Origin of the sequence: Polaromonas glacialis (assembly GCF_000709345.1) — a bacterium.
GTDB lineage: Bacteria > Pseudomonadota > Gammaproteobacteria > Burkholderiales > Burkholderiaceae_C > Polaromonas > Polaromonas glacialis.
In genome coordinates, this window is record NZ_KL448326.1 from 25952 (window position 1) to 45902 (window position 19951).

19 protein-coding genes are annotated in these 19951 nt (G+C 63.5%); 13 read left to right on the forward strand and 6 right to left on the reverse strand.

From position 1 onward, the window contains the following. A partial coding sequence (locus EC86_RS30160; protein ID WP_036774116.1) for an IS66 family transposase occupies positions 1-729 on the forward strand: 729 nt, incomplete at its 5' end. Between the two features lie 242 nt (positions 730-971). Here the strand turns inward: EC86_RS30160 and phnE are convergent. The 4 genes from phnE to EC86_RS0123515 all read right to left on the reverse strand — a co-directional run bounded on the left by phnE (position 972) and on the right by EC86_RS0123515 (position 4449). Then, a complete protein-coding gene (phnE, locus tag EC86_RS0123500; RefSeq protein ID WP_029528242.1) occupies positions 972-1796 on the reverse strand; it encodes a phosphonate ABC transporter, permease protein PhnE in 825 nt (274 codons plus the stop codon). A 9-nt stretch (positions 1797-1805) separates the two neighbouring features. After that, complete coding sequence (locus tag EC86_RS0123505; protein ID WP_051676316.1) at positions 1806-2660, reverse strand: PhnE/PtxC family ABC transporter permease; 855 nt, start codon at positions 2658-2660, stop codon at positions 1806-1808. A 13-nt stretch (positions 2661-2673) separates the two neighbouring features. Further along, positions 2674-3507: a phosphonate ABC transporter ATP-binding protein gene (locus tag EC86_RS0123510; protein ID WP_029528244.1), complete on the reverse strand. Its 834-nt coding sequence runs from the start codon at positions 3505-3507 to the stop codon at positions 2674-2676. Positions 3508-3582: 75 nt separating this feature from the next. Then, positions 3583-4449: a putative selenate ABC transporter substrate-binding protein gene (locus tag EC86_RS0123515; protein ID WP_029528245.1), complete on the reverse strand. Its 867-nt coding sequence runs from the start codon at positions 4447-4449 to the stop codon at positions 3583-3585. A 157-nt stretch (positions 4450-4606) separates the two neighbouring features. On the opposite strand from EC86_RS0123515, the gene senB reads away from it, so the two are divergent. The 7 genes from senB to EC86_RS0123550 all read left to right on the forward strand — a co-directional run bounded on the left by senB (position 4607) and on the right by EC86_RS0123550 (position 12895). After that, complete coding sequence (senB, locus tag EC86_RS0123520) at positions 4607-5629, forward strand: selenoneine biosynthesis selenosugar synthase SenB (RefSeq protein ID WP_029528246.1); 1023 nt, start codon at positions 4607-4609, stop codon at positions 5627-5629. Beyond that, positions 5616-7904 carry a selenide, water dikinase SelD gene (gene selD, locus EC86_RS0123525; RefSeq protein WP_029528247.1) on the forward strand — a complete coding sequence of 763 codons (2289 nt, stop codon included), beginning with the start codon at positions 5616-5618 and terminating at the stop codon, positions 7902-7904. Before senB ends, selD begins: the two co-directional genes overlap by 14 nt. A 99-nt stretch (positions 7905-8003) precedes the next feature. Beyond that, on the forward strand, positions 8004-8552 hold the full coding sequence (locus EC86_RS0123530; RefSeq protein WP_029528248.1) for a winged helix-turn-helix domain-containing protein: 549 nt from the start codon (positions 8004-8006) through the stop codon (positions 8550-8552). Next, entirely contained in the window at positions 8480-9070 is a 591-nt protein-coding gene (locus tag EC86_RS30165; RefSeq protein ID WP_232230034.1) for an IS630 family transposase, read from the forward strand. The genes EC86_RS0123530 and EC86_RS30165 overlap by 73 nt, the downstream gene beginning before the upstream one ends. A gap of 132 nt (positions 9071-9202) precedes the next feature. After that, on the forward strand, positions 9203-10540 hold the full coding sequence (locus tag EC86_RS0123540) for a DUF2254 domain-containing protein (RefSeq protein WP_029528250.1): 1338 nt from the start codon (positions 9203-9205) through the stop codon (positions 10538-10540). A 162-nt stretch (positions 10541-10702) separates the two neighbouring features. Then, complete coding sequence (locus tag EC86_RS0123545) at positions 10703-11626, forward strand: cation diffusion facilitator family transporter (RefSeq protein ID WP_029528251.1); 924 nt, start codon at positions 10703-10705, stop codon at positions 11624-11626. A gap of 18 nt (positions 11627-11644) precedes the next feature. Beyond that, the gene (locus EC86_RS0123550; protein ID WP_029528252.1) at positions 11645-12895 is read left to right on the forward strand and encodes a cation:proton antiporter; all 1251 of its coding nucleotides are present in this window, start codon (positions 11645-11647) and stop codon (positions 12893-12895) included. Between the two features lie 62 nt (positions 12896-12957). Here EC86_RS0123550 and EC86_RS26630 read toward each other — a convergent pair whose 3' ends face one another. Together EC86_RS26630 and EC86_RS0123560 are read right to left on the reverse strand one after the other, a co-directional pair. Continuing rightward, a complete protein-coding gene (locus EC86_RS26630) occupies positions 12958-13536 on the reverse strand; it encodes a c-type cytochrome (protein WP_051676317.1) in 579 nt (192 codons plus the stop codon). A 52-nt stretch (positions 13537-13588) separates the two neighbouring features. Further along, positions 13589-15211, reverse strand: coding sequence for a flavin monoamine oxidase family protein (locus EC86_RS0123560; RefSeq protein WP_029528254.1), 1623 nt, complete (start codon positions 15209-15211; stop codon positions 13589-13591). A gap of 699 nt (positions 15212-15910) precedes the next feature. Between EC86_RS0123560 and EC86_RS26635 the strand changes: the two genes are divergently transcribed. The 5 genes from EC86_RS26635 to EC86_RS0123580 all read left to right on the forward strand — a co-directional run bounded on the left by EC86_RS26635 (position 15911) and on the right by EC86_RS0123580 (position 19881). Next, entirely contained in the window at positions 15911-16777 is an 867-nt protein-coding gene (locus EC86_RS26635) for a baeRF3 domain-containing protein (RefSeq protein ID WP_198026903.1), read from the forward strand. Between the two features lie 35 nt (positions 16778-16812). After that, entirely contained in the window at positions 16813-17196 is a 384-nt protein-coding gene (locus EC86_RS0123570; protein ID WP_051676318.1) for an HPF/RaiA family ribosome-associated protein, read from the forward strand. A 5-nt stretch (positions 17197-17201) separates the two neighbouring features. Next, the gene (locus EC86_RS29215) at positions 17202-17459 is read left to right on the forward strand and encodes a hypothetical protein (protein WP_156955487.1); all 258 of its coding nucleotides are present in this window, start codon (positions 17202-17204) and stop codon (positions 17457-17459) included. Then, positions 17456-18355 (forward strand): YihY/virulence factor BrkB family protein, encoded by a 900-nt coding sequence (locus tag EC86_RS0123575; RefSeq protein WP_036774082.1) that lies wholly within the window; start codon positions 17456-17458, stop codon positions 18353-18355. Before EC86_RS29215 ends, EC86_RS0123575 begins: the two co-directional genes overlap by 4 nt. Positions 18356-18795: 440 nt before the next feature. Next, on the forward strand, positions 18796-19881 hold the full coding sequence (locus EC86_RS0123580) for a LacI family DNA-binding transcriptional regulator (RefSeq protein ID WP_051676319.1): 1086 nt from the start codon (positions 18796-18798) through the stop codon (positions 19879-19881). Positions 19882-19951: the final 70 nt, after the last annotated feature.

A 19951-nucleotide genomic window follows, 5' to 3' on the forward strand; every position in this document is an offset into this window, starting at 1 on the left:
GTCGATGAATCGGGCCTGCGCGTAGCGTCTTGCCTGCAGTGGCTGCATACGGCCGCCACGGCCACCCACACTTGGTACGGCGTGCATCCCAAGCGGGGCATGCAAGCAATAGCCGACCATGGGGTGCTGCCCAACTACGCGGGCACGCTGGTGCACGACTGCTGGGCGCCCTACTGGAGCCTGGAGTGCGCGCACTCGCTGTGCGGCGCACACTTACTGCGCGAGCTGATTTATCAAAAAGAGACCACTGCGCAAGCGTGGCCCCAGGGCCTTATCGAGTTGTTGCTGGCCGCTGACCAAGCCTGCAAGGCGGCGCGTCAGACCGATACGGCACTACAGGCTGTGCAGGTCGAGGTCTTTGCCAGCCAATACCGCGCCTTGGTGCAGGAAGGCCAGGCGCAAAACCTGCCAGCGGCCAAGGCGCTAGGACAACGTGGCCGGGCCAAGCAGTCAGGTGCCTTCAACCTGCTGCGCCGGCTGTTGGAGCGAGAGCAGGAGGTACTGCGCTTCATGCGCGATTTGGGTGTGCCCTTTACCAACAACCTGGCCGAGCGCGCCATTCGCATGCCAAAGGTCAAGCAGAGAATTTCAGGCTGCTTTCGTACCTTGCCGGGCGCGCAGAATTTCTGCACCATCCGCTCCTATCTGGACACCGCGCGCAAGCAAGGCTTTGGCATGCTTCACGCCATGCGCGCCGTCTTCTCGGGACAGGCCCTGGCGCTCGCGTAGGCTGAACAGTCACTCGTGGATATAGTCATTCGACCGCACCAGATCGTTACACCGATCACCACCTTTATCGGGTGATGCGGACGGCCGAGAGCGAAATGACTATATCGTTCTGCCGGATTCCGATACGCCGCCGTATGAATGCTTTCGGCACAAACGCCCGAAACACATGCCGCTGCGAGCACACCGAAGTTCAGCAGCCTTAAAAACCCGGTCATGGCCTGTTTGTGCCTCGCAAAATTCATTTAGCGCGACAACGCGTTGCGAAGCAGGTAGCTCAGCGCATCCACCAGGGCCACCAGAACCAGCATGGCCAACAAGACCGTGCTGGTCTCGGCCATCTGAAACAAGCCCATGTGAAACGCCAGCATCTGCCCCAGGCCCCCTGCACCCACCACACCCAACACGGCGGCGGCGCGGATGTTGTTTTCCCAGCGGTACAAGGTGTAGCTCATCAGCTGCGGCAGTATCTGCGGCAAGGTGGCATAAAAGAACACCCGGCCCTCGCCCACACCGCGCACCCTGAGCGCAAAAGCAGGCCCCGGCGCAGCGTTTTCTATGGATTCGGCAAACAGGCGACCCAGAACGCCAGAGGTGTGCAGACCCAAGGCCAGCGTGCCCGCAAAAGGCCCCAAACCCACCGCGATCAGCAGCAGTGCCGCCCACACCAGCTCGGGCGTGCTGCGCAAGGCATTGAGCAGCAGCCGGGTCGCAGCGCGCCAGTGCGCCGGGTCCTGCGCATGGGCTTTGCTGGCGGGCAGCGCCAGCGCCAGGCCCAGCAGCACCGCCAACAGCGTCCCCAATGCCGACATGGCCAGGGTCTCCAGCGCGGCCATCACCACCTTGTCGAGGAATACCGTGCCGGTCTCCGGGTGCAAAAGCTCCCCCAAAAACCGGCCCATCCGGTTTGCCGCGTCCCACGACCAGAACTGCGCCCATTGCAAATTCAGCGTGGCAAAACTGGCGACTACCAGCAGCACGACGCCCAGCATCAGCCAGCACGCCTTGCATCGTGCGTCGAACAGCCTGGGCGGCAATTTGTAAGTGTCGTTGGCGGCGCTGGGTTTCATGCGGTGTCCTCAGGCCAAGCCCTTGCGCAGTGCCGCGCTCATGCGATCGGCCAGCCACACCAGCGCCATGAAGACCAGCAAGATACTGGCGACTTCAGACCCGTTGAACATCTTCATGGAGGAGTCCATCAGCTGGCCCAGGCCACCGGCTCCGACAAAACCCAGCACGGCACTGGAGCGAATGGCGCACTCCCAGCGGTACACGGTGTAGCTGGTCAGCTCCCCGGCGTTTTGGGGCAGCAGGCCATAGAAGAAGGCTTGCAGGCGGCCCGAGCCATTGCGCATCAGGCTGGAGGTGGCGTGGTCGTCTCCGCTCTCCAGAATATCGGCATACACCTTGCCCAGCATGCCGCCATAAGTGAGCGCAATCGCCAGCACGCCCGACGTAGGCCCAAGGCCCACCACCCTCACAAACACCAGCGCCCACACCAGCTCAGGCACGCTGCGCAACACCATCAGCACCCAACGGACCACTTGCCGCAGCACAGCGGGCAAAAAGGCCATGCGACCGGTGAGTGCCGACAGGGACAATACCCGCACCGACAAAAGCGACAGCGGTATCGCCAGCAACAGCGCCAGCGTCAAGCCGGCCGTTGCCATCGCCACGGTGCGCCAGGTCTCGCGCAATAGCAGCCCCAAGAAAGCAGCGTCTGTGCGGGGTGGAAAGAAGTCCCCCACAAAATTCAGCGCAGGCTTCAACGCGCCCGGCTCCATCAACAGCCAGGGGTTGAATTCGGTCAGCACCAGGGTGGGCCAGAGCAAGGCCAACCCTGCCAGCACCCAGAAAACCCGCCCGGCCCATGCCGGGTCGCGCAGGGCTGGGCTGCGTCCGGCCAAGGCAGTTCCAGGCACAGCGTTCGTCATGACGCGCTGCAGGTCATCGGCAATGCATCACCACGGGTGCGGCGGCTGTGGGAAAAGCATCCGCATCAACGCTTGCGGGCTCCGTCAGCTCGTGCAGTTTCTGCGCATACAACGCCTGCAGATGTTGCTGCGTGACCGCAGCAGCGGGCAGGTCAAAGGCCAACGCGCCATCGCGCAAGCCCACGATGCGCGGGAAATGGGCCAGGGCCATCTCCACATGGTGCAGCGTAGCCACCAGTGTGGCACCGCGTTCGCATGCCGCCTGGGTCAGGGTTTCGATGGCGTGTTGCGAGCGGGTCGGGTCCAGCGCTGACAAGGGCTCATCGACCAGCAAAAGGCTGGCTTCAGACACCAGCGCCCGGGCCAAGCCCACGCGCTGGCGCTCGCCGCCCGAGAGGCGGTCCACGCGGTCAAACAGTTTGTCGCTCACGTCAAAACCGGCCAAGGCGCGCTCGGCCCTGGGGATGTCCACCGGGTAGAACAGGCTGCACAAGCTGGTCCACAGACTCTCATGCGGCAGCCGCCCGGCGAGCACCGCAGTGACCACGCGCTGGCGGGGCGGCAGCGGCGGCAACTGGGGCGCGAGAAACAGCGCACCGCGCAGGTCTTGCAAGGCACTGCGCGACAGCTGCCACGGATCATTGTCATTTAGCAGCAGACGCCCGGCTGACGGCCTGAGCGCGCAGGCCATCAAATGCAGCAGCGTGGTTTTGCCAGCGCCTGAAGGGCCGATGATGGCCACTTGCTCACCGGCACGCACGCTCAAACTCAGCGCCCGCACCGCAGGAGCATCCCCCGGCCTGGCCGCCGGGTGCCTGCCCGAAACGTCGAAGAACTCTATTTTCATGAACGAAAATGGCATCCGGCGCTTGTTGCATATGCGCAAACAGCTATTAAATTAATAGCAAAATTACGCACACGGCTACTTCAAAAGGCCAGCACTGCGCGCGGCCTGCTCAATGCCTTTGTAGTTGTCGGCCTTGGTGGGGATGAAGCGCGTGGCGCGTTGCAGATCCAAAATCTCCTTGCCTTCTGCGGTGTTTCGATCCAGGCTCAAGAAAGCCTTGGTCAGTTTTTCACGCTGCGCGACAGGCATATCGGCATGCACCGTCCAGTTGTAGTCAAAGTAACCAGGGGTGGTAAAAAACACCTTGACCTTGGTGGTGTCCACCTTGCCTTCAGCCACAAACTTTTCCCAGACCGAGATATTCAGGGCACCTGCATCGACCTTGCCAGCCGCCACCGACGCAATGGTGGCATCGTGCGCACCCGAATAGGCCACGCGCTTAAAGTCCTTGTCCGGGTCGATACGGGCCTGGAGCAAAAAGCTGCGGGGCATCAAATGCCCGGAGGTGCTGGATTGCGAGCCAAAGCTCACGGTCTTGCCCTTCAGATCTGCCAGGGTTTTGATGCCGGGGTCACTGGTGATGAAAACCGAGCGGAATTTTTCATCTTCCTCACGCTGAACCAGGGGAATGGCCTTGCCGCCCGAACGCACATTGGCCTGCACAAAGGTAAAACCGCCGTACCAGGCCATGTCCACTTGCTTGTTGGCCAGCGCCTCGACCGATGCGGCGTAGTCGGTCACCGGCGTGAATTCAACCTTCATGCCCAGGGTTTTTTCAAGGTATTTCATCAGCGGGGCGGCCTTGCGCGCCAGCTCGGTCGGAGACTCGTCAGGAATGGCGGTGACCCTGAAAACCCCTTGGGCATGCAACAGGGACCCAAAGGCGAGCAACCCGAACGCGATCACGGCGCGAAGCGAGCGGGAAGTGACAATACCAGCCATGAAAAACCTCGTGGGAATAAACAAAAGAGTTGTCGATTAGACTTGAAATCGGGGACTCCTGCAGACTGCACTGTGCGGTAAAAATCAGTGCCTGTTTCTTGCTCCATGGACGACCCGCCTGGTTTTTCATCTGGAGGCTCACACCCCCAATTGCCTCATGAAACGCCCCCACATACTCATCATTTCCCCTGCATCAGCCGATGCCAACAATGGCAATTGGCAAACCGCCTGGCGCTGGTCACGCCTGCTGCGCCCGGCCTTTGAGGTCACGATTGCACCGTCCTGGGGCGGTGAGCCTGTTGATGTGATGCTGGCGCTGCATGCCCGACGCTCAGCCGGCTCTATTGCCCGCTGGGCGCAGGCACAAGGTGCGAGCGCCGCAGCACCGGGCCTGGGTGTGGTGCTGACCGGCACCGACTTGTACCGCGACATTCAAACCGATGCATCGGCGCAAGCGTCCCTGGCCTATGCAGCGCAGCTGGTGGTGCTGCAGGAATGCGCACCCGAGGCCCTGCCGACGGCTGTCCGGCCCAAGGCCCGCGTGATTTATCAGTCCGTTACCCCCAGGCAAACCGCCGTGAAGCCTCAGCGGCATCTGCGTGCGGTGATGGTGGGGCATTTGCGCGATGAAAAGTCGCCGCAAACCCTTTTTGCCGCCGCGCGACGGCTCAAAGACCATACCGACATCTTCATCGATCACATTGGCGATGCGCTGGACGCTGAACTGGGCGGACAAGCGCAGGCCTGCGCCGCCGAATGCCCCCACTACCGCTGGCTGGGCGGGTTGTCGCATGAAGCCACGCGCCGCCACATCCAGCGCGCGCATGTGCTGGTGCATACCAGCCGCATGGAGGGCGGCGCCCATGTGGTGATGGAGGCCATAGCCAGCGGCACACCGGTCCTGGCCTCGAAAATTGCGGGCAACCTGGGCATGCTGGGGCCCGACTACGCAGGGTATTTTGAACATGGCGACGCGCAGGGACTGGCCGGTTTGCTGCTTCGCCTGCGCGCCGAACAAACCCGTACCGACAGTTTTTACAGCCTGCTGCAAGCCCAGTGCGCCCGGCGGGCGCCCCTGTTTGCACCGGCTGCCGAGAAAGCCGCGCTGATGAAATTAGTCCAGGCGTTGCTGCCCCCCAAACGCCAACCCGAGAAATCACACACCCATGCTTGCGCCTGAACAACCCATTTTGAGAGACATCGTTCTGGTGGGCGGTGGCCACAGCCATGTCGGCGTACTCAAGAGCTTTGGCATGCGGCCCATTGCCGGCGTGCGCCTCACCCTGATTTGCACCGACATGCACACGCCTTACTCAGGCATGCTGCCCGGGTATGTGGCGGGCCACTATGACTATGACGCGGTGCATATCGATTTGAGCCGCCTGGCGGTTTTCGCCGGGGCCAGGCTGTACCGCGATGAAGTGATTGGGCTGGACCGCGTCAACCGCAAGGTGCTGTGCCGCAACCGCCCGCCCGTGCCTTTTGATGTCTTGTCCATCAACATTGGCTCCACGCCCCGGCTTCAGGATGTGCCCGGCGCTGTGGAGCATGCGGTGGCGGTCAAGCCCATCACGCGCTTCAATGACCGCTGGCTGGCGCTGCTGGAACGCGTGCAGCGCCACCCTGGCAAAACCACCGTGGCCGTGGTGGGCGCTGGCGCGGGCGGCGTGGAACTGCTCCTGGCCATGCAGTTTCGCCTGCGCAATGTCCTAGCCGCGCTGGGCCGCAACCCGGATGAGCTGGTGTTTCACCTGTTTACCAACAGCGCCTGCATATTGCCCACCCACAACCCCGGTGTGCGACGGCGTTTTGATGCCGTGCTGGCCGAGCGCCACGTACGCGTGCATCGCAATGCGGCCGTCACCCAGGTCATGCCGGGACGCCTGCAAACGGCGTCGGGCGAAGTGGTCGAGGCCGACGAGATTGTGTGGGTGACCCGCGCCGGCGGTGCCGCGTGGTTGAGGGACACCGGCTTGGCGCTTGAGCCGGACGGTTTCATTCAAGTCGCCGACACCTTGCAGACCCTGACCGATCCGGCCATTTTTGCCGCCGGCGACATCGCCAGCATGGTCAACCATCCGCTGGAAAAAGCCGGCGTCTTTGCGGTGCGCCAGGGGCCGCCGCTGACCGAGAACCTGCGCCGCAGCGTACAGGGCCTGCGCCTGAAGCCGTACCACCCCCAGCGCAGCTGGCTGGCCCTCATCAGCACGGGCGATCAGAACGCCGTGGCATCGCGCGGCTGGCTGGGTTTTGGCGGCCCTTGGGTGTGGCGCTGGAAGGACTGGATTGACCAGCGCTTCATGCGCAAGTTTCAAGACCTGGCGCCGATGGACACCCGCGCCGCAGCCTCTGCAGCTGCTTCACCTGGCACGGTGCAACTCACTTCAGAAGAATCGTTGCAGGCCATCTCGGCCATCGCCATGCGCTGCGGCGGCTGCGGTGCCAAGGTAGGCGCCACGGTGCTGTCACGCGCCTTGGCCCAACTGCACCCGGTTCAGCTCGACGACGTGGTGGTGGGCCTGAAAGACCCGGACGACGCCGCCGTGGTGCGGGTCCCCCCCGGCAAAGCCATGGTGCATTCGGTGGACTTTTTCCGCTCCTTCATTGACGACCCCTACCTCTTCGGCAAGGTCGCGGCCAACCATGCACTGGGCGACATCTGGGCCATGGGCGCGCAGGCGCAATCGGCCACCGCGATTGCGACCGTTCCCTCTGGCCTGGAGAGCAAGGTCGAAGACGTGCTGTTCCAGATGATGACCGGCGCGCTGGAGGTATTGAACGCCGCCAACTGTGCGCTGGTGGGGGGCCACACGGGCGAGGGCAAGGAACTGGCGCTGGGCTTTGCCATCAACGGCCTGATCGATGACGACCCGTCCCAGCTGCTGCGAAAAAGCGGCATGCGCCCAGGCGATGTGCTGATTCTGACCAAACCCATTGGAACCGGCACCCTGTTTGCCGCGCACGCACGGCTGGCGGCCAAGGGCCGCTGGATCGACGCAGCCCTGCAGTCCATGGTGGTGTCGAACCAGCGGGGTGCGCAGTGCCTGCGCGAATTTGGCGCCACTGCCTGCACCGATCTGACCGGTTTCGGGCTGCTGGGCCATCTGGTGGAAATGACCCGCCCCTCTGGCGTGGACGCGGAAATCGACCTGGGCGCCCTGCCCCTGCTCGACGGCGCGCAGGAATGCGTGGACGCCGGCATTGTCAGCTCACTGCAAAGCGCCAACGTGCGATTGCGCCGCGCCTTGCGCAACCAGGAGGCCATGCTCAAGCATCCGCGCTATCCGCTGATCTTCGACCCCCAGACCGCGGGCGGGCTGCTGGCCAGCGTCCCGGCCGAGCGCGCCGAGGCGTGCATTGAGGCGCTGCGCGCGCTGGGCTACAACCATACGGCGGCGATTGGCCGGATCCTGGTGCAAGACGAAGCGCTGGAGCCCATCACGCTTTGCGTTTGAAGCTGCGTGAGCAGGCTAGTAGACAGTCAATTTAATTAGGACTTATTCCATTTGCCAATGAAATTGGCCATAATATTTGCTCTCAATTGAGGAGCAGTCATGGCACGCCCGTTCACAGGACAAAGTAGTATCGAAGCGGCCAGGCAAGCGCGCGACGAGGCCCGTACTGCCGACGAGTTGCGCATCGCCTTGGCCGTCTTGTTGCCCCTTGAAGCGGGCTTGAATCTGGCGCAAACCGCCCTCGTATTGGGCCGCTCCAGGCGCACTACCTGCGCGTTGCGGACCGGTTTTTGTGCCCGCGCCAGCGGGCTACGCGCCGCGCGTCGCAAAAAAACAGAACTGCGCAATCGCGCCCAAAGCACGCTGCAGGCCGAAGCGGCCGCGCTTGATGCGGCGCTGGCTGGCGCCGCCGAGGGCGCCGTGCTGGTCATCCCGGGCCTGAAGGAAAAAATCGAGGCCCACCTGGGCCACAGCGTTTCCCTGTCCGGGGTGTACCGCATGCTCGCGCGCCACGGCTGGCGCAAGATGGCCCCCGACACGCAGCACCCGCAAGGTAACGCGCAGGCGCGCGAGGAGTGGAAAAAAAACTCTCGTCCGATCTGGCGCAAGTGCGCGCCCGATTCCCCGCGCAGCAGCCCATCCGGGTGATGTTTCAGGACGAGGCACGCTTTGGCCGCATCAGCGACTCGCGCCGCTGCTGGTGCAAAAAGCCCTTGCGCCCGCTGGTAAAAGCGATGCTCACGCACGAGTACGTGTACGCCTACGCAGCAGTCAGCCCTGTCGATGGACGCCTTGACGCCCTGGTGCTGCCCCATGTCAACGCCCAGTGCATGCAGTTGTTCATCAATGAACTCGCCCGCCGCTACCCGAACGAGAACCTCATCATGGTCGTCGATGGAGCGGGCTGGCACAAGGCCGGCTCGCTCGAACTGCCGGACAACCTTCGGCCGCATTTCCTGCCCCCGTACTCGCCCGAACTCAACCCGCAGGAGCACATCTGGGATGAGCTGCGCGAGAAGCATTTTCACAACCGTGTTTTCGACAGCCTCGACGCATTGGAAGATCAACTCGTGCAAGCGCTCAAGGCATTTGAGGCAGATCCCCAGCGGATGCGCAGCATTGCCGGTTGGGACTGGATCATTAATGCAGTTTCTACTGAGAAATAGAATTACGCATTGATGCGTACGGCGAGTTCTGTTAGCAGGTAGCTTCGGTTAGAGAACTTACACTGTAGCAATGGCCTGTTCAGCGCCAACTTGGGCGCTTAGTTCATGGCGCACGAGTTGAAGTGAAGCTTCATGAAAACACTACTGCTGAAATACTGGGGGCGCTTTCGATCCAGCTTCTGGTTCGTGCCAGCGGCCATGGCGTGCCTTGCCGCCGCACTGGCCGTCTCTGCCGTCGAGCTCGACAGGGCCGTCGATGGCGACTTGATGCAGCGCCTGGGCTGGAGCTATTCAGGTGGTGCCGAGGGTGCCAGCCTGCTGCTGGGCACCGTGGCCGGGTCGATGATCGCCATCGCCGGCACCGTATTCTCGATGACGCTGGTGGCGCTGTCGCTCGCCTCGTCCCAGTTGGGGCCCCGGCTGCTGCGCAACTTCATGCGCGACACCGTCAACCAGGTGGTGCTGGGCACCTTCGTGGCCACGTTCGTGTACTGCCTGCTCGTACTGCGCACCATCCGGCGCGCCGACGAGGGGGCCTTCGTGCCCCATCTCTCCGTCAGCATCGGCATGCTGCTGGCCATTGTCAGCGTTGGGGTGTTGATCTACTTCATCCACCACATCTTGGTCTCGATCCAGGCGGATCAGGTCGTGGCACGGGTCGGCAAGGAACTGGATGACGGGATCGACAGATTGTTTCCCGGCAACCTTGGCACCCCTGGATCTGAAGCCTCTAGAGCGCCAAGCGACGCCACCCTGCCAGCGGCGTTCGCGCGCCAGGCCCGTCCTGTGGGTGCTGTCGAAGACGGCTATCTCCAGTTGATCGATACTGACGCCCTGATGGCGTTGGCCAGCCAAGAGGATATGCTGCTGCGGCTGGAGCGCCGGCCTGGGCACTACCTCGCCAAGGGCCGCGCGATGGTGATGGTCTGGCCCGGGGACCGCGTCACGGAGGCCTTGATGGGCAAGGTGAACGCCGCCTTCGTGCTCGGCAACCAGCGCACCGCCGCCCAGGACATCGAGTTCACCTTCCACCAGTTGGTCGAGATTGCGGTGCGGGCGCTGTCCCCGGGCATCAACGATCCGTTCACGGCGATCGCTTGCGTGGACCGGCTGGGATCGGCCCTGTGCCGCCTGGCCAGATGCGACATGCCATCACCCCAACGATTCGACTCTGATGGGCGGCTGCGGCTGGTGGCGCAAGGGTCCACGTTTTCAGGCATCGTGGACACGGCCTTCAACCAAATCAGGCAAAACGCTCGTTTGAACCCGGCCGTGTCGATCCGCATGCTCGATGCCATCGTCCAGATCGCCGGCCATGTTCGGAGCGCACAGGACGCAGCCTGCCTCCAGCGCCACGCCCACATGATCATCATAGGGGCGCGAGAAGCTGTGCCGGAAGCGGACGATGTGCTCGCCGTTGAGGCGGCCTTCGCAAAGGCAAGCCATGCGCTGCGCGGGCGGAACGCCTGATGCAACAGGAAAGCTCCTCATCAATGACCAAGGCGACAACAGGCGAGATCTCCCGTGTGACCTCGGATGCCTTGCTTGCAGCCATGCGAGCACACACGATCCTAATCGCCGGCAGGCCCCTGCTGGTTGAGCCCCAAGGACTCCCGAACGAGGACCCGCGACATGGCTGACTCGAAAATTGCTATCTATGGCGCCATCGCCGCCAACGTGGCAATTGCGGTGACGAAGTTCGTCGTGGCCGGCATCACCGGCAGCTCGGCGATGCTCTCCGAAGGCATCCACTCGGCGGTTGACGCCGGCAACGGGGGCCTGCTGCTGGTGGGTCTGCACATGGCGAAAAAACCGGCGACGCCTGAATACCCTTTCGGACGCGGAAAGGAGCTGTATTTCTGGAGCCTGATCGTCGCTGTGCTGATCTTCGGTCTGGGCGGCGGCATGTCGATCTACGAGGGCGTGGTGCACATGCGCGAGCCCGAACCGCTGACCGATCCGTTCTGGATCTATGTCGTACTGGCCATGGCGGCGGTGTTCGAGGGCGCCAGCTTCCTGATCGCCCTGCGCCAGTTTCTCCGCCTGTCGGCGGGGCGGCCTTTCTGGTCATCGCTGCATGGCAGCAAGGACCCATCGCTCTACACCGTGCTGGCCGAAGACGGCGCCGCACTGGCCGGCCTGGCGGTGGCCGCCGCTGGTGTCTGGGCCAGCCACAGCTTGGACATGCCGGTGCTCGACGGCGCGGCGTCGGTCGTCATCGGCTGCATCCTGGCTGGGGTGGCGGTGCTGCTGATCCGCGAGTCGCGCGGCCTGCTGGTGGGCGAAGGCGTGCGACCCGAGACGGCTGCGGCCATCCGCGCCATCGCGCAGCAGCAGCCGCAGATCAAAAAGGCGGGGCTGCCGCTGACGATGTACATCGGTGCCGACGACGTGCTGCTGGCGCTCGACGTCGTCTTCGCTGACAGCGTCGGCGCGGACGATGCCGCCGCCACCGTCGAGCAGATCGAGCGCACCATCCGCGAGCGCTTTCCCAAGGTCACGCGCATCTACATCGAGTCGCGCCATCGCATCGACCTACCTGATGTCGCCGGCTGAGCAGCCGCCACACGCAACATGCTCGACATTGCCGCCGCCTGCCTCGTCGTCACCGCGCTGCTGGCCTACCTGAACCACCGCTTCGTGCGCCTGCCGACGACCATCGGGGTGATGGTCATCGCGCTGGTGCTGTCGCTGGTGATCGTCGGGCTGGACATCATCGGCGTGTCGCACGCCCTGCGCACCTACGAGGAATCGCTGCTGCGATCGATCGACTTCTCCGACGTGCTGATGCAGGGCATGTTGTCGCTGCTGCTGTTTGCCGGCGCGCTGCATGTGGACCTAAGTGAGCTGAAGGCGCTGCGCTGGCCGGTCGCTTCGCTGGCCTTGATCGGCACCATGGTCTCCACCTTGATCGTCGGCTACGGCATCTGGACAGCGCTGCCCTGGGTGGGCCTGGAACTGCCGCTGATGTACTGCCTGGTGTTCGGCGCGCTGATCTCGCCCACCGATCCCATCGCGGTGATGGGCATCCTGAAGTCCGCGGGCGCGCCGAAGGACCTTGAACTGGTGATTGCCGGCGAGTCCCTGTTCAACGACGGTGTGGGTGTTGTCATCTTTGCACTGCTGCTGGGCATGCTGGTCAGTGGCGACACCCCCAGCACCGGCTCGGCACTGGCGCTGCTGGCGCGCGAAGCCGGCGGCGGCATTGCCTTTGGTCTGGTGCTCGGCTATGTCACCTACCGCATGCTGAAAAGCGTTGACGAGTACCAGGTCGAGGTGCTGCTGACCCTGGCCGCCGTGACCGGAGGCTACGCGCTGGCCAGGTATCTGCATATCTCCGGTCCGCTGGCCATGGTGGTCACTGGTCTGATCATCGGCAACCAGGGCCGCGCGCTGGCCATGAGTGACACCACGCGCCGCTATCTCGACATGTTCTGGGAGCTGATCGATGAGATCCTCAACGCCGTGCTGTTCGTGCTCATCGGCATGGAGGTGCTGATGATCAATTTCTCGGTGCCGGTGCTCGTGGCGGGCGCGGCGGCGATTGTCGTCACCCTGCTCTCGCGCTCCTTGAGCGTGGGCCTGCCGGTGGCCGCGCTGGGTGGCCACTTCGGCCTGCCCAACGGCTCCTGGCGCGTGCTGACCTGGGGCGGGTTGCGCGGCGGCATTTCGGTGGCGCTGGCGCTGTCGCTGCCGCTGGGCCCGCACCGCGACACGGTACTCGCGCTCACCTACTGCGTGGTGGTGTTCTCGATCCTGGTGCAGGGCCTGAGCATCGGGCATGTGGTGCGAGTCTCAGTGTGCGACGATTCAAACAACTCGTGAGAGCGGCGCGGGTCTGTTGCGTAGGCTGACCGACCTGTCACGGCTTTGCACCACGCAGACTCCTAGCGCTCCAGCGCGGAACGCTGGACATTCACCGATTCAGGTGTGACAGCGTCCTGGTAGGTGTTGCCAAAATTCGTACGCACGTAGTTCACCACCTCGGCCACCTGCTGATCGGTCAGCCGCTCAGCAAACGGCGGCATGCCGCGCAGCCCAGCCAGCACCACATAGGTCGGGTAAGCGCTCGATGCCATGCGGGGGTTGTTGGTCAACGCCGGGTAGAAACCTGCGCCCTGGGCACCCTGCCCCTGCGGCATGTGGCAGGCCTGGCAGATGGCCTGGTACAGCTGCGCACCGCCTTGTTGAACAAAGTGTTGCCCATCGGGGGAAAAGCTCGGGTTGTAACCGGCCGGCTTGGCCGCACCAAGGGCATCGCGCTTGAGCGGCCGAGGCGTGGCCGTGCCCAGGGATGGCCGCTGGATGGGTGTGGTGCTGCTCTGGGTGGAAGTCGCAGCGGCAGAGGCAGGCATGGCGGGCGCTGCTGGTGGCTGCTGAGCAGCGGCGTTGGCAGCCCAGATCAGCAGCACGGCAGCGCTGGCTGCACTGGCACTGGCCAGCCCATGGGTTTGTCGGGTGGTCATGGTGGCTTCCTTCTCGGGTGTGGGGACGGTGCAAAGATCTGCGTCGGCGCGCTCAGGTGGCCTGAGCGTGTTCGTGCAGCCGCCTGACAGCGTCCAGGGAAGACAAGATCGAGCCTTCCTGCCAGCCCGGGATGTAACACGCATGCTCGCCCGCCAGCACGATGCGCCCGTCCACCGCGCACAGGTTGGTGTAGTGCTGCAGGCGTGTTTCCTCGGTCCAGACGCCATAGCAACCGAGCATCCACGGCACGCGGTGCCAGCCAACCGCCACCCCGTTCTGGAACGCTTCCCTGTACTGCGGGTGCAGCTGCGAGCCGAATTCCACCGCCGCGCGAATGCGGTCTTTCGGCGCCATGGCGGTGAATTCGTAGGCATGGGTGCTCTCGTAGCCATAGCCACCCAGAAGCACCGCCGGCCCGTTGCTGTTGAAATTGTTGGACGGGTACGAAATCTGCCCGATGGGCAGGTCGGTGTAGCTGATGCCACCAAAGATCGCCTCGTCCTCTTCCCAGAAACGGCGCTTGAACTGCAGCCCGACCTTAAACGCGGCGGCGTAGTGCACAGCCGCGATGGCCTGTTTCATGGGCGCGCCCGCCTGCACGTCGAGCTGGCTCAAGATGGAGAGCGGGATGGTGCACACGCACCAGTCGCCCTTGACCTGCTGCACCGCGTTGCCCGCGTCACCGCCTTGGGCGTTGCCGCCGCTGCGGGCATCCACAAAGCTGACCGTGACGCCCTGCGCCGACTGCTCGATTTTGGTCACCTTCGTGTTGTAGCGAATCAGCTTGCCCACTTCGCGCTCGAAGCCCTGGGCAATCATGTCCATGCCGCCCACCGGCTCGAAAATGGCCGTCTGGAATTCGTAAAGCTGACCGATGTTGATTTGCGACCACAGGCGCGAGCGCAGCAGCTCGCTCATGTCGATGGGCTTGGACGGTTTGGCCAGCGGCATCAGGCCGCCCGCCGGGTCGCGCTGGTAACCGCGGTGCTCACTGGCCACAAGGCCTTCGCGGTAGCGGTATTGGCTGTCCAAAGCGCCCCAGTCCTTCAAACCCTGCATCAACAGTTCCCGGTCTTCCTTGGTGACGGCCTGGTCCAGCGCGCCCTGGTTGGTCGCCTTGCCCAGCAGCTCGGCCACATAACCGTGCAGGTCTGACTGAACCTGGCGAAATCTTTGCGGCTTGCCGCCAAAGGCCTGGGTGGAATGCACCAGCGCGTTGTAATTGACCTGCACGAACGGCTCCAGCCGCACGCCAAAGCGCTTGCAGTAGTCCAGCACCGCGTAGTGGTGGTAAGGCACGCGCCACGGGCCGGGGTTGATGTACAGGCCTTTGTCGAACTCACAGGTCTGACGTGTGCCGTCCAGTTCGGTGAACGAATCACCTCCACGCAGCGTCCAGCAGCGTCCACCGGCGCGTTCCTGATATTCCAGAATCTGCACGGTGTAGCCAGCGGCTCGCAACTCGAACGCCGCCGTCATGCCCGCCAGCCCGGCCCCGAGCACCAGCACCGTGCCGCCTTTTTTGGATTGGCTCAATTGCAGCGGACCCCGGTAGCTCGATGCCTGTGCGTGGCCCAGCGATGCCATGGCTTGGTACATCAGGCCACCGCCGGCCACCTTGCCAATCATCGACAGCAAGCCGCGTCGGCTCCATTCATGGGTGGGTGACGGCATGGTGGGTTTCCTGGTTCCGGGGGAGGTGGCACGGTCGCTGACTGACATGCAAACGGGTCTGGGCGGACCCTTGCACGATCAGGCGTCTGTCGCACTCTGCAAGCATCGACAGGCAAGGCTTCACCGTAAGCGTTTGCCATTGTCAAAGGCGGTCCATCTGAAACGTGTGGGAAAGCTTCGGGCCACGCGGTCGGACAGGTCCCACGGTGCTGACCCGTCTGCGCAGCAAACGCGAAATCCGCTGCCGCTTGTATGTTCGCTGTCGCACAGACGGTGCGAGACCAGACGGGCAAACTGATTGATCGCCCGGCACCGCGTTGGCCAGTGCTCTCGTTCCAGCGAACGCGCCACATGCACAAGCCGCTGCGTGCCGCCGCGCCACTGACACCCCCATAAGGAAGCGACATGAAAACCGTCCACACGCCCGACACCCTCAACCAGCCAAGCTTGGCCGAACTGGCATCGTTCTAGGAACGGCCCTGCCTGTCGCTTTACCAGCCGACCCATCGACACCATCCGGACAATCAGCAAGACCCGATCAGGTTCCGCCACTTGGTGAAGGCGATGGAGACATCACTGCTAAGGCAGCACGCGGCCGATGCCGTCCAGGCTCTGGTCGAGCCGTTTGAAGCCCTGGCACAAGACCACGATTTCTGGAACCACACGAAGGGCGTACTGGGCGCACCGGGCCTGTTCCGCGTGTTCTTGCTACAGCGGCCAGTGGCTGAGCTGGCCGTGGTGGCTGACAGCTTCCACACCAAACCGCTGCGTCAATTCCTGCAGTCGACCGGGCGCTACCAGGTGCTGGCCCTGAGCCTGCATAAGGTGCAGCTCTTTGAAGGGGACCGCAACGCGCTTGATGCGGTGACATTGGCCCTTGGCGTGCCGCAGACGATGACCGCGGCACTGGGCGACGAGCTCACCGAGCCGCACACCACCGTGTCGTCGCATGGCGGCCTTGGCAGTGGCCACATGGCCATGCACCACGGCCAAGGCGGCAAGAAAGACGAGATCGACGGCGACGCCCAGCGCTTCTTCCGTGCGGTGGACCGTGCCGTGCTGGAACACCACTCGCGCCCGTCAGGCTTACCCTTGATGCTGGCGGCCTTGCCCGAACACCACCACCTGTTCCGCGAGGTCAGCCACAACCCATTCCTGATGGCCAGCGGCCTGACGGTCGACCCCCAGGGCCTGACGCAAGACGAGTTGCGGCAGCGCGCCTGGGACGTGGTAGCACCACAGCTAGAGGCGCAGCAGTCGGCATGGAGCGATGCCTACGCGGCCGCCGCGGCCCAGGGGCTGGGCAGCGAAGACCTGTCGGAGGTCGCCCATGCCGCAGTGGCCGGGCGCGTGGCGACGCTGCTGATCGAGGCCGAGCGCCAAGTGGCTGGCCGGATCGACCAGTCGACCGGGCGCATCGATCCCGCAGAACTCGGCAACCCCCGCGTCGACGACGTGCTCGACGACCTGAGTGCGCTGGTCGAGAAGATGGGCGGCCAGGTCCATATCCTGCCAGCCGAGAGCATGCCCTGTCATACGGGCGTGGCGGCGAGTTTTCGTCACTGACTCTGCATGCACCCCAGACCCCACAGGAGAACTCCATGAAGATTCAATTCAATACCGACGTCAACATCCACGGCACCGAGGCGCTAGCCGCTCAGGTCAGCGCTTCGATCGAGCAGGCGCTGGAGCGCTTTGACGAACACATCACCAGGGTGGAAGTTCATCTGAGCGACGAGAACGCCGGCAAGAGCGGGCAGCACGACCAGCGCTGCATGCTGGAGGCACGCCTGGAAGGCCGTCAGCCGGTGGCGGTGACCAACCACGCCGCGACGCTGGAGCAGGCGGTGCAAGGCGCAGCGCAGAAACTGGCGCATCTGCTGGACAGCAGGCTTGGGCGGTTGCACGACCATCGCGAGAAGACGTCCGGCCTGCCCCTGTCTGGGACGGATCCCAAGAATTGGAGTGACAGCCCTGTGGAGTGACAGCGTTGATCGTCGTCGGCGCAGTGCTACCTCAAGTCCGCGTTGCGCACAATGAAGGCATCCGCTGCTTCGGCCATCGGGCAGTACGAAAGATCGATCGCTGGCTGCAAGCGGCGGATTCGGTGGGTCCGAAGGTTGAAAGCGCACGAGTGTTCGTGCACGCTACAGGTCAGCGCGCGATGACCCGCTCGCCCGACCGGATCAAGGACATGCTTGCCGGCCGCGCGGGGAGCCGGGTCAGCCTGGCTGGCGGTGCCCCATGATGTCTGCCCCGTGGTGGGATCTCGTCAAGCAGGTCGCGACCTCGTGGCTCGACGACTACGTGCCGAGCATGGGGGCAGCATTGGCCTTTTACACGATGTTCTCGCTGGCCCCGCTGCTGCTGATCGTGGTTTCGGTAGCCGGGCTCGTGTTCGGTGAAGACGCCGCCCGTGGCGAGATCCAAGCGCAGTTGCAGGAACTGATGGGTGAACGCGGCGCGGGCGCGGTTCAGGATCTGCTGTCCAGCGTACGCGAGCCGGCCGAGGGTATGACGGCCACTGCAGTGGGCCTGGTGCTTCTCCTCGTGGGCGCGACCACCGTGTTCGCCGAGTTGCAAGACGCGCTCGACCGAATCTGGCGCGTGCCAGGACGGCTGCGCAAGAGCGGATGGCTCACTCTTGTGCGTGCCCGCCTGATGGCGTTCGGCATGATACTCGCAGTGGGCTTCCTGCTCATCGTGTCGCTGGTTACCAGTGCGATGCTGGCTGCCGTGCGCCGTCGTCTGGGTCCTGTTTTCGGGGGCTGGCAGACCGTGGTGGAGGCTGGCGATGCCATCGGTGGCTTTCTGCTGGTGGCATTCATGTTCGGCCTGATCTACAGGCTCATGCCGCGCCAGCGTGTCCTGGCGGCAGACGTCTGGCTCGGGGCCTTGCTTGCTGCCTTGTTCTTCACGGGGGGCAAGTTCGTCATCGGCGCATATATCGGCAGCAGCGGCATCGCGTCGGGCTTCGGGGCGGCCGGTTCGCTGGTGGTGGTGCTGCTCTGGGTATACTTTTCAGCGCAGATCCTGCTGGTGGGCGCAGAGTTCACCTGTGTCTACACCAGGACCTTCGGATCCCAAAAGGCGACATCGACTGACCCTGACCCGCCTGACTTCGCCAACTGCCTGCGGGGATAGAGCAGTTCCCGCCAGCGCACGGTGTTGACCACCGGGTACTGCATATTCAGGCCTGCCAGTGCATCGATCACCATCTCCGACACGATCAGCCGCGCATCGTCATTGTCGTTGGTCGGCAAGGTGTTTTTCTGGGAGCTGGCCACCCCGGTTGACATCATTCTGATGGGTCGGCATCGCCACCGGTGCGAGAGCAAACCAAAGTGGGGGCTAAGCGGCCTTACTCATAAGTCAGAAAGCATGCAGCAAGGCCAAGGCTGACATCGCAACCGCCATTGAAATTGTGGATAAAAAATGGTCTATGCGCATACAGCACAATATTTTATTGCTATGAAAATCATAGCCTCAAGAAATCCTTGGTTGCTTTTGGGCAGTGCTACCATTCCTGAAACTGGTTTCAAAACCTTGTCAAAACCTGCCTGCTTTTTACCCTTGCCCTGCCCATGCCTTTTTCAAACAAACAGCCTTCCTCTGCGCGACCCCCGGTGCGCGCCACGATTGCAGATGTTGCCCGGGAAGCCGGCGTTTCCAAAGCCACGGTGTCGCGCTTTCTGAACCACCGTGAAACCCTGCTCACGCCCGACATTGCCGCGCGCGTCGAGGTGGCGGTGGCCGCGCTGGCCTACAGCCCCAGCCCGATGGCGCGGGCGCTCAAACGCGGCCGTTCGCGGCTGATCGGCCTGGTGGTGGCCGACGTGACCAACCCTTTTTCGGTGGCCGTGTTGCGCGGCGCCGAAAAGGCCTGTCAGGAAGCCGGCTACCTGCTGATGCTGTTCAACCTCGGCAATGACAGCCGTTGCGAGGGCAAGGCCATTGAAGCGCTCTCGGCCTATCAGGTCGAAGGCTTCATCCTCAACACCCTGGGTGGCGACGCCGGCGCCGCCGCCGATGCTGCCCGCCACGGTAAACCCGTGGTATTGGTGGACCGGCGCCACCAAAATATGCAGGCGGACTTTGTCTCCCTCGACAATGCGGGCGCCGTGCAGCTCGGCGCGCGTCATCTGGTCGAAGCCGGCTACTGCGAACTGCTGTTCATCTCGGAGCCGGTCAAAAACGTGAGTTCACGTGTGGAACGCGATGCCGCGTTTCGCAGCTTCATTGGCAATGCCAAGCCAGAGTTTCTAGACCTTCAGGGCCACATTTTTGAAAGCACAGAGGATAACGACGATGCGCTGGACAACGCCTTGCGCGACCAGCGCCAGCGTGCCGGCGGGCGTTTGGCCGGCGTCATTTCGAGCAATGCCGTGGTCACATTGCGGGTGGTGGCCAGCATGGCGCGTCTGGGCTGGCAATTGGGCAGCGACCTGGGACTGGTGGGATTTGACGACACCGAATGGTCGCCCTACATCGGCCCGGGCCTCACCACCATTGCCCAGCCGACCGACGAAATCGGCCGACTGGCCGCCAAATGCCTGATGGAACGACTTCAGGGACTGGACCTACCGCCGCGCCAGATCCTGCTGTCTGGCCGCCTGTTGCCACGCGGCTCATCGGTTCCGGCAGCAGTCAAATCTATTTCAAAAAATTAGGGTTTTCACGGGGTTACTGGCGAGGCACACCTGATTTTATAATCCAATGAAACCGGTTTCAGGATTAACA

Excerpts from the sequence above, each read along its gene's own strand:
- phnE (WP_029528242.1), bottom strand. The coding sequence starts at position 1,796 with ATGAAACCCAGCGCCGCCAACGACACTTACAAATTGCCGCCCAGGCTG.
- EC86_RS0123505 (WP_051676316.1), bottom strand. The coding sequence starts at position 2,660 with ATGACGAACGCTGTGCCTGGAACTGCCTTGGCCGGACGCAGCCCAGCC.
- EC86_RS0123510 (WP_029528244.1), bottom strand. The coding sequence starts at position 3,507 with ATGAAAATAGAGTTCTTCGACGTTTCGGGCAGGCACCCGGCGGCCAGG.
- EC86_RS0123515 (WP_029528245.1), bottom strand. The coding sequence starts at position 4,449 with ATGGCTGGTATTGTCACTTCCCGCTCGCTTCGCGCCGTGATCGCGTTC.
- senB (WP_029528246.1), top strand. The coding sequence starts at position 4,607 with ATGAAACGCCCCCACATACTCATCATTTCCCCTGCATCAGCCGATGCC.
- selD (WP_029528247.1), top strand. The coding sequence starts at position 5,616 with ATGCTTGCGCCTGAACAACCCATTTTGAGAGACATCGTTCTGGTGGGC.
- EC86_RS0123530 (WP_029528248.1), top strand. The coding sequence starts at position 8,004 with ATGGCACGCCCGTTCACAGGACAAAGTAGTATCGAAGCGGCCAGGCAA.
- EC86_RS0123540 (WP_029528250.1), top strand. The coding sequence starts at position 9,203 with ATGAAAACACTACTGCTGAAATACTGGGGGCGCTTTCGATCCAGCTTC.
- EC86_RS0123545 (WP_029528251.1), top strand. The coding sequence starts at position 10,703 with ATGGCTGACTCGAAAATTGCTATCTATGGCGCCATCGCCGCCAACGTG.
- EC86_RS0123550 (WP_029528252.1), top strand. The coding sequence starts at position 11,645 with ATGCTCGACATTGCCGCCGCCTGCCTCGTCGTCACCGCGCTGCTGGCC.
- EC86_RS26630 (WP_051676317.1), bottom strand. The coding sequence starts at position 13,536 with ATGACCACCCGACAAACCCATGGGCTGGCCAGTGCCAGTGCAGCCAGC.
- EC86_RS0123560 (WP_029528254.1), bottom strand. The coding sequence starts at position 15,211 with ATGCCGTCACCCACCCATGAATGGAGCCGACGCGGCTTGCTGTCGATG.
- EC86_RS0123570 (WP_051676318.1), top strand. The coding sequence starts at position 16,813 with ATGAAGATTCAATTCAATACCGACGTCAACATCCACGGCACCGAGGCG.
- EC86_RS0123575 (WP_036774082.1), top strand. The coding sequence starts at position 17,456 with ATGATGTCTGCCCCGTGGTGGGATCTCGTCAAGCAGGTCGCGACCTCG.
- EC86_RS0123580 (WP_051676319.1), top strand. The coding sequence starts at position 18,796 with ATGCCTTTTTCAAACAAACAGCCTTCCTCTGCGCGACCCCCGGTGCGC.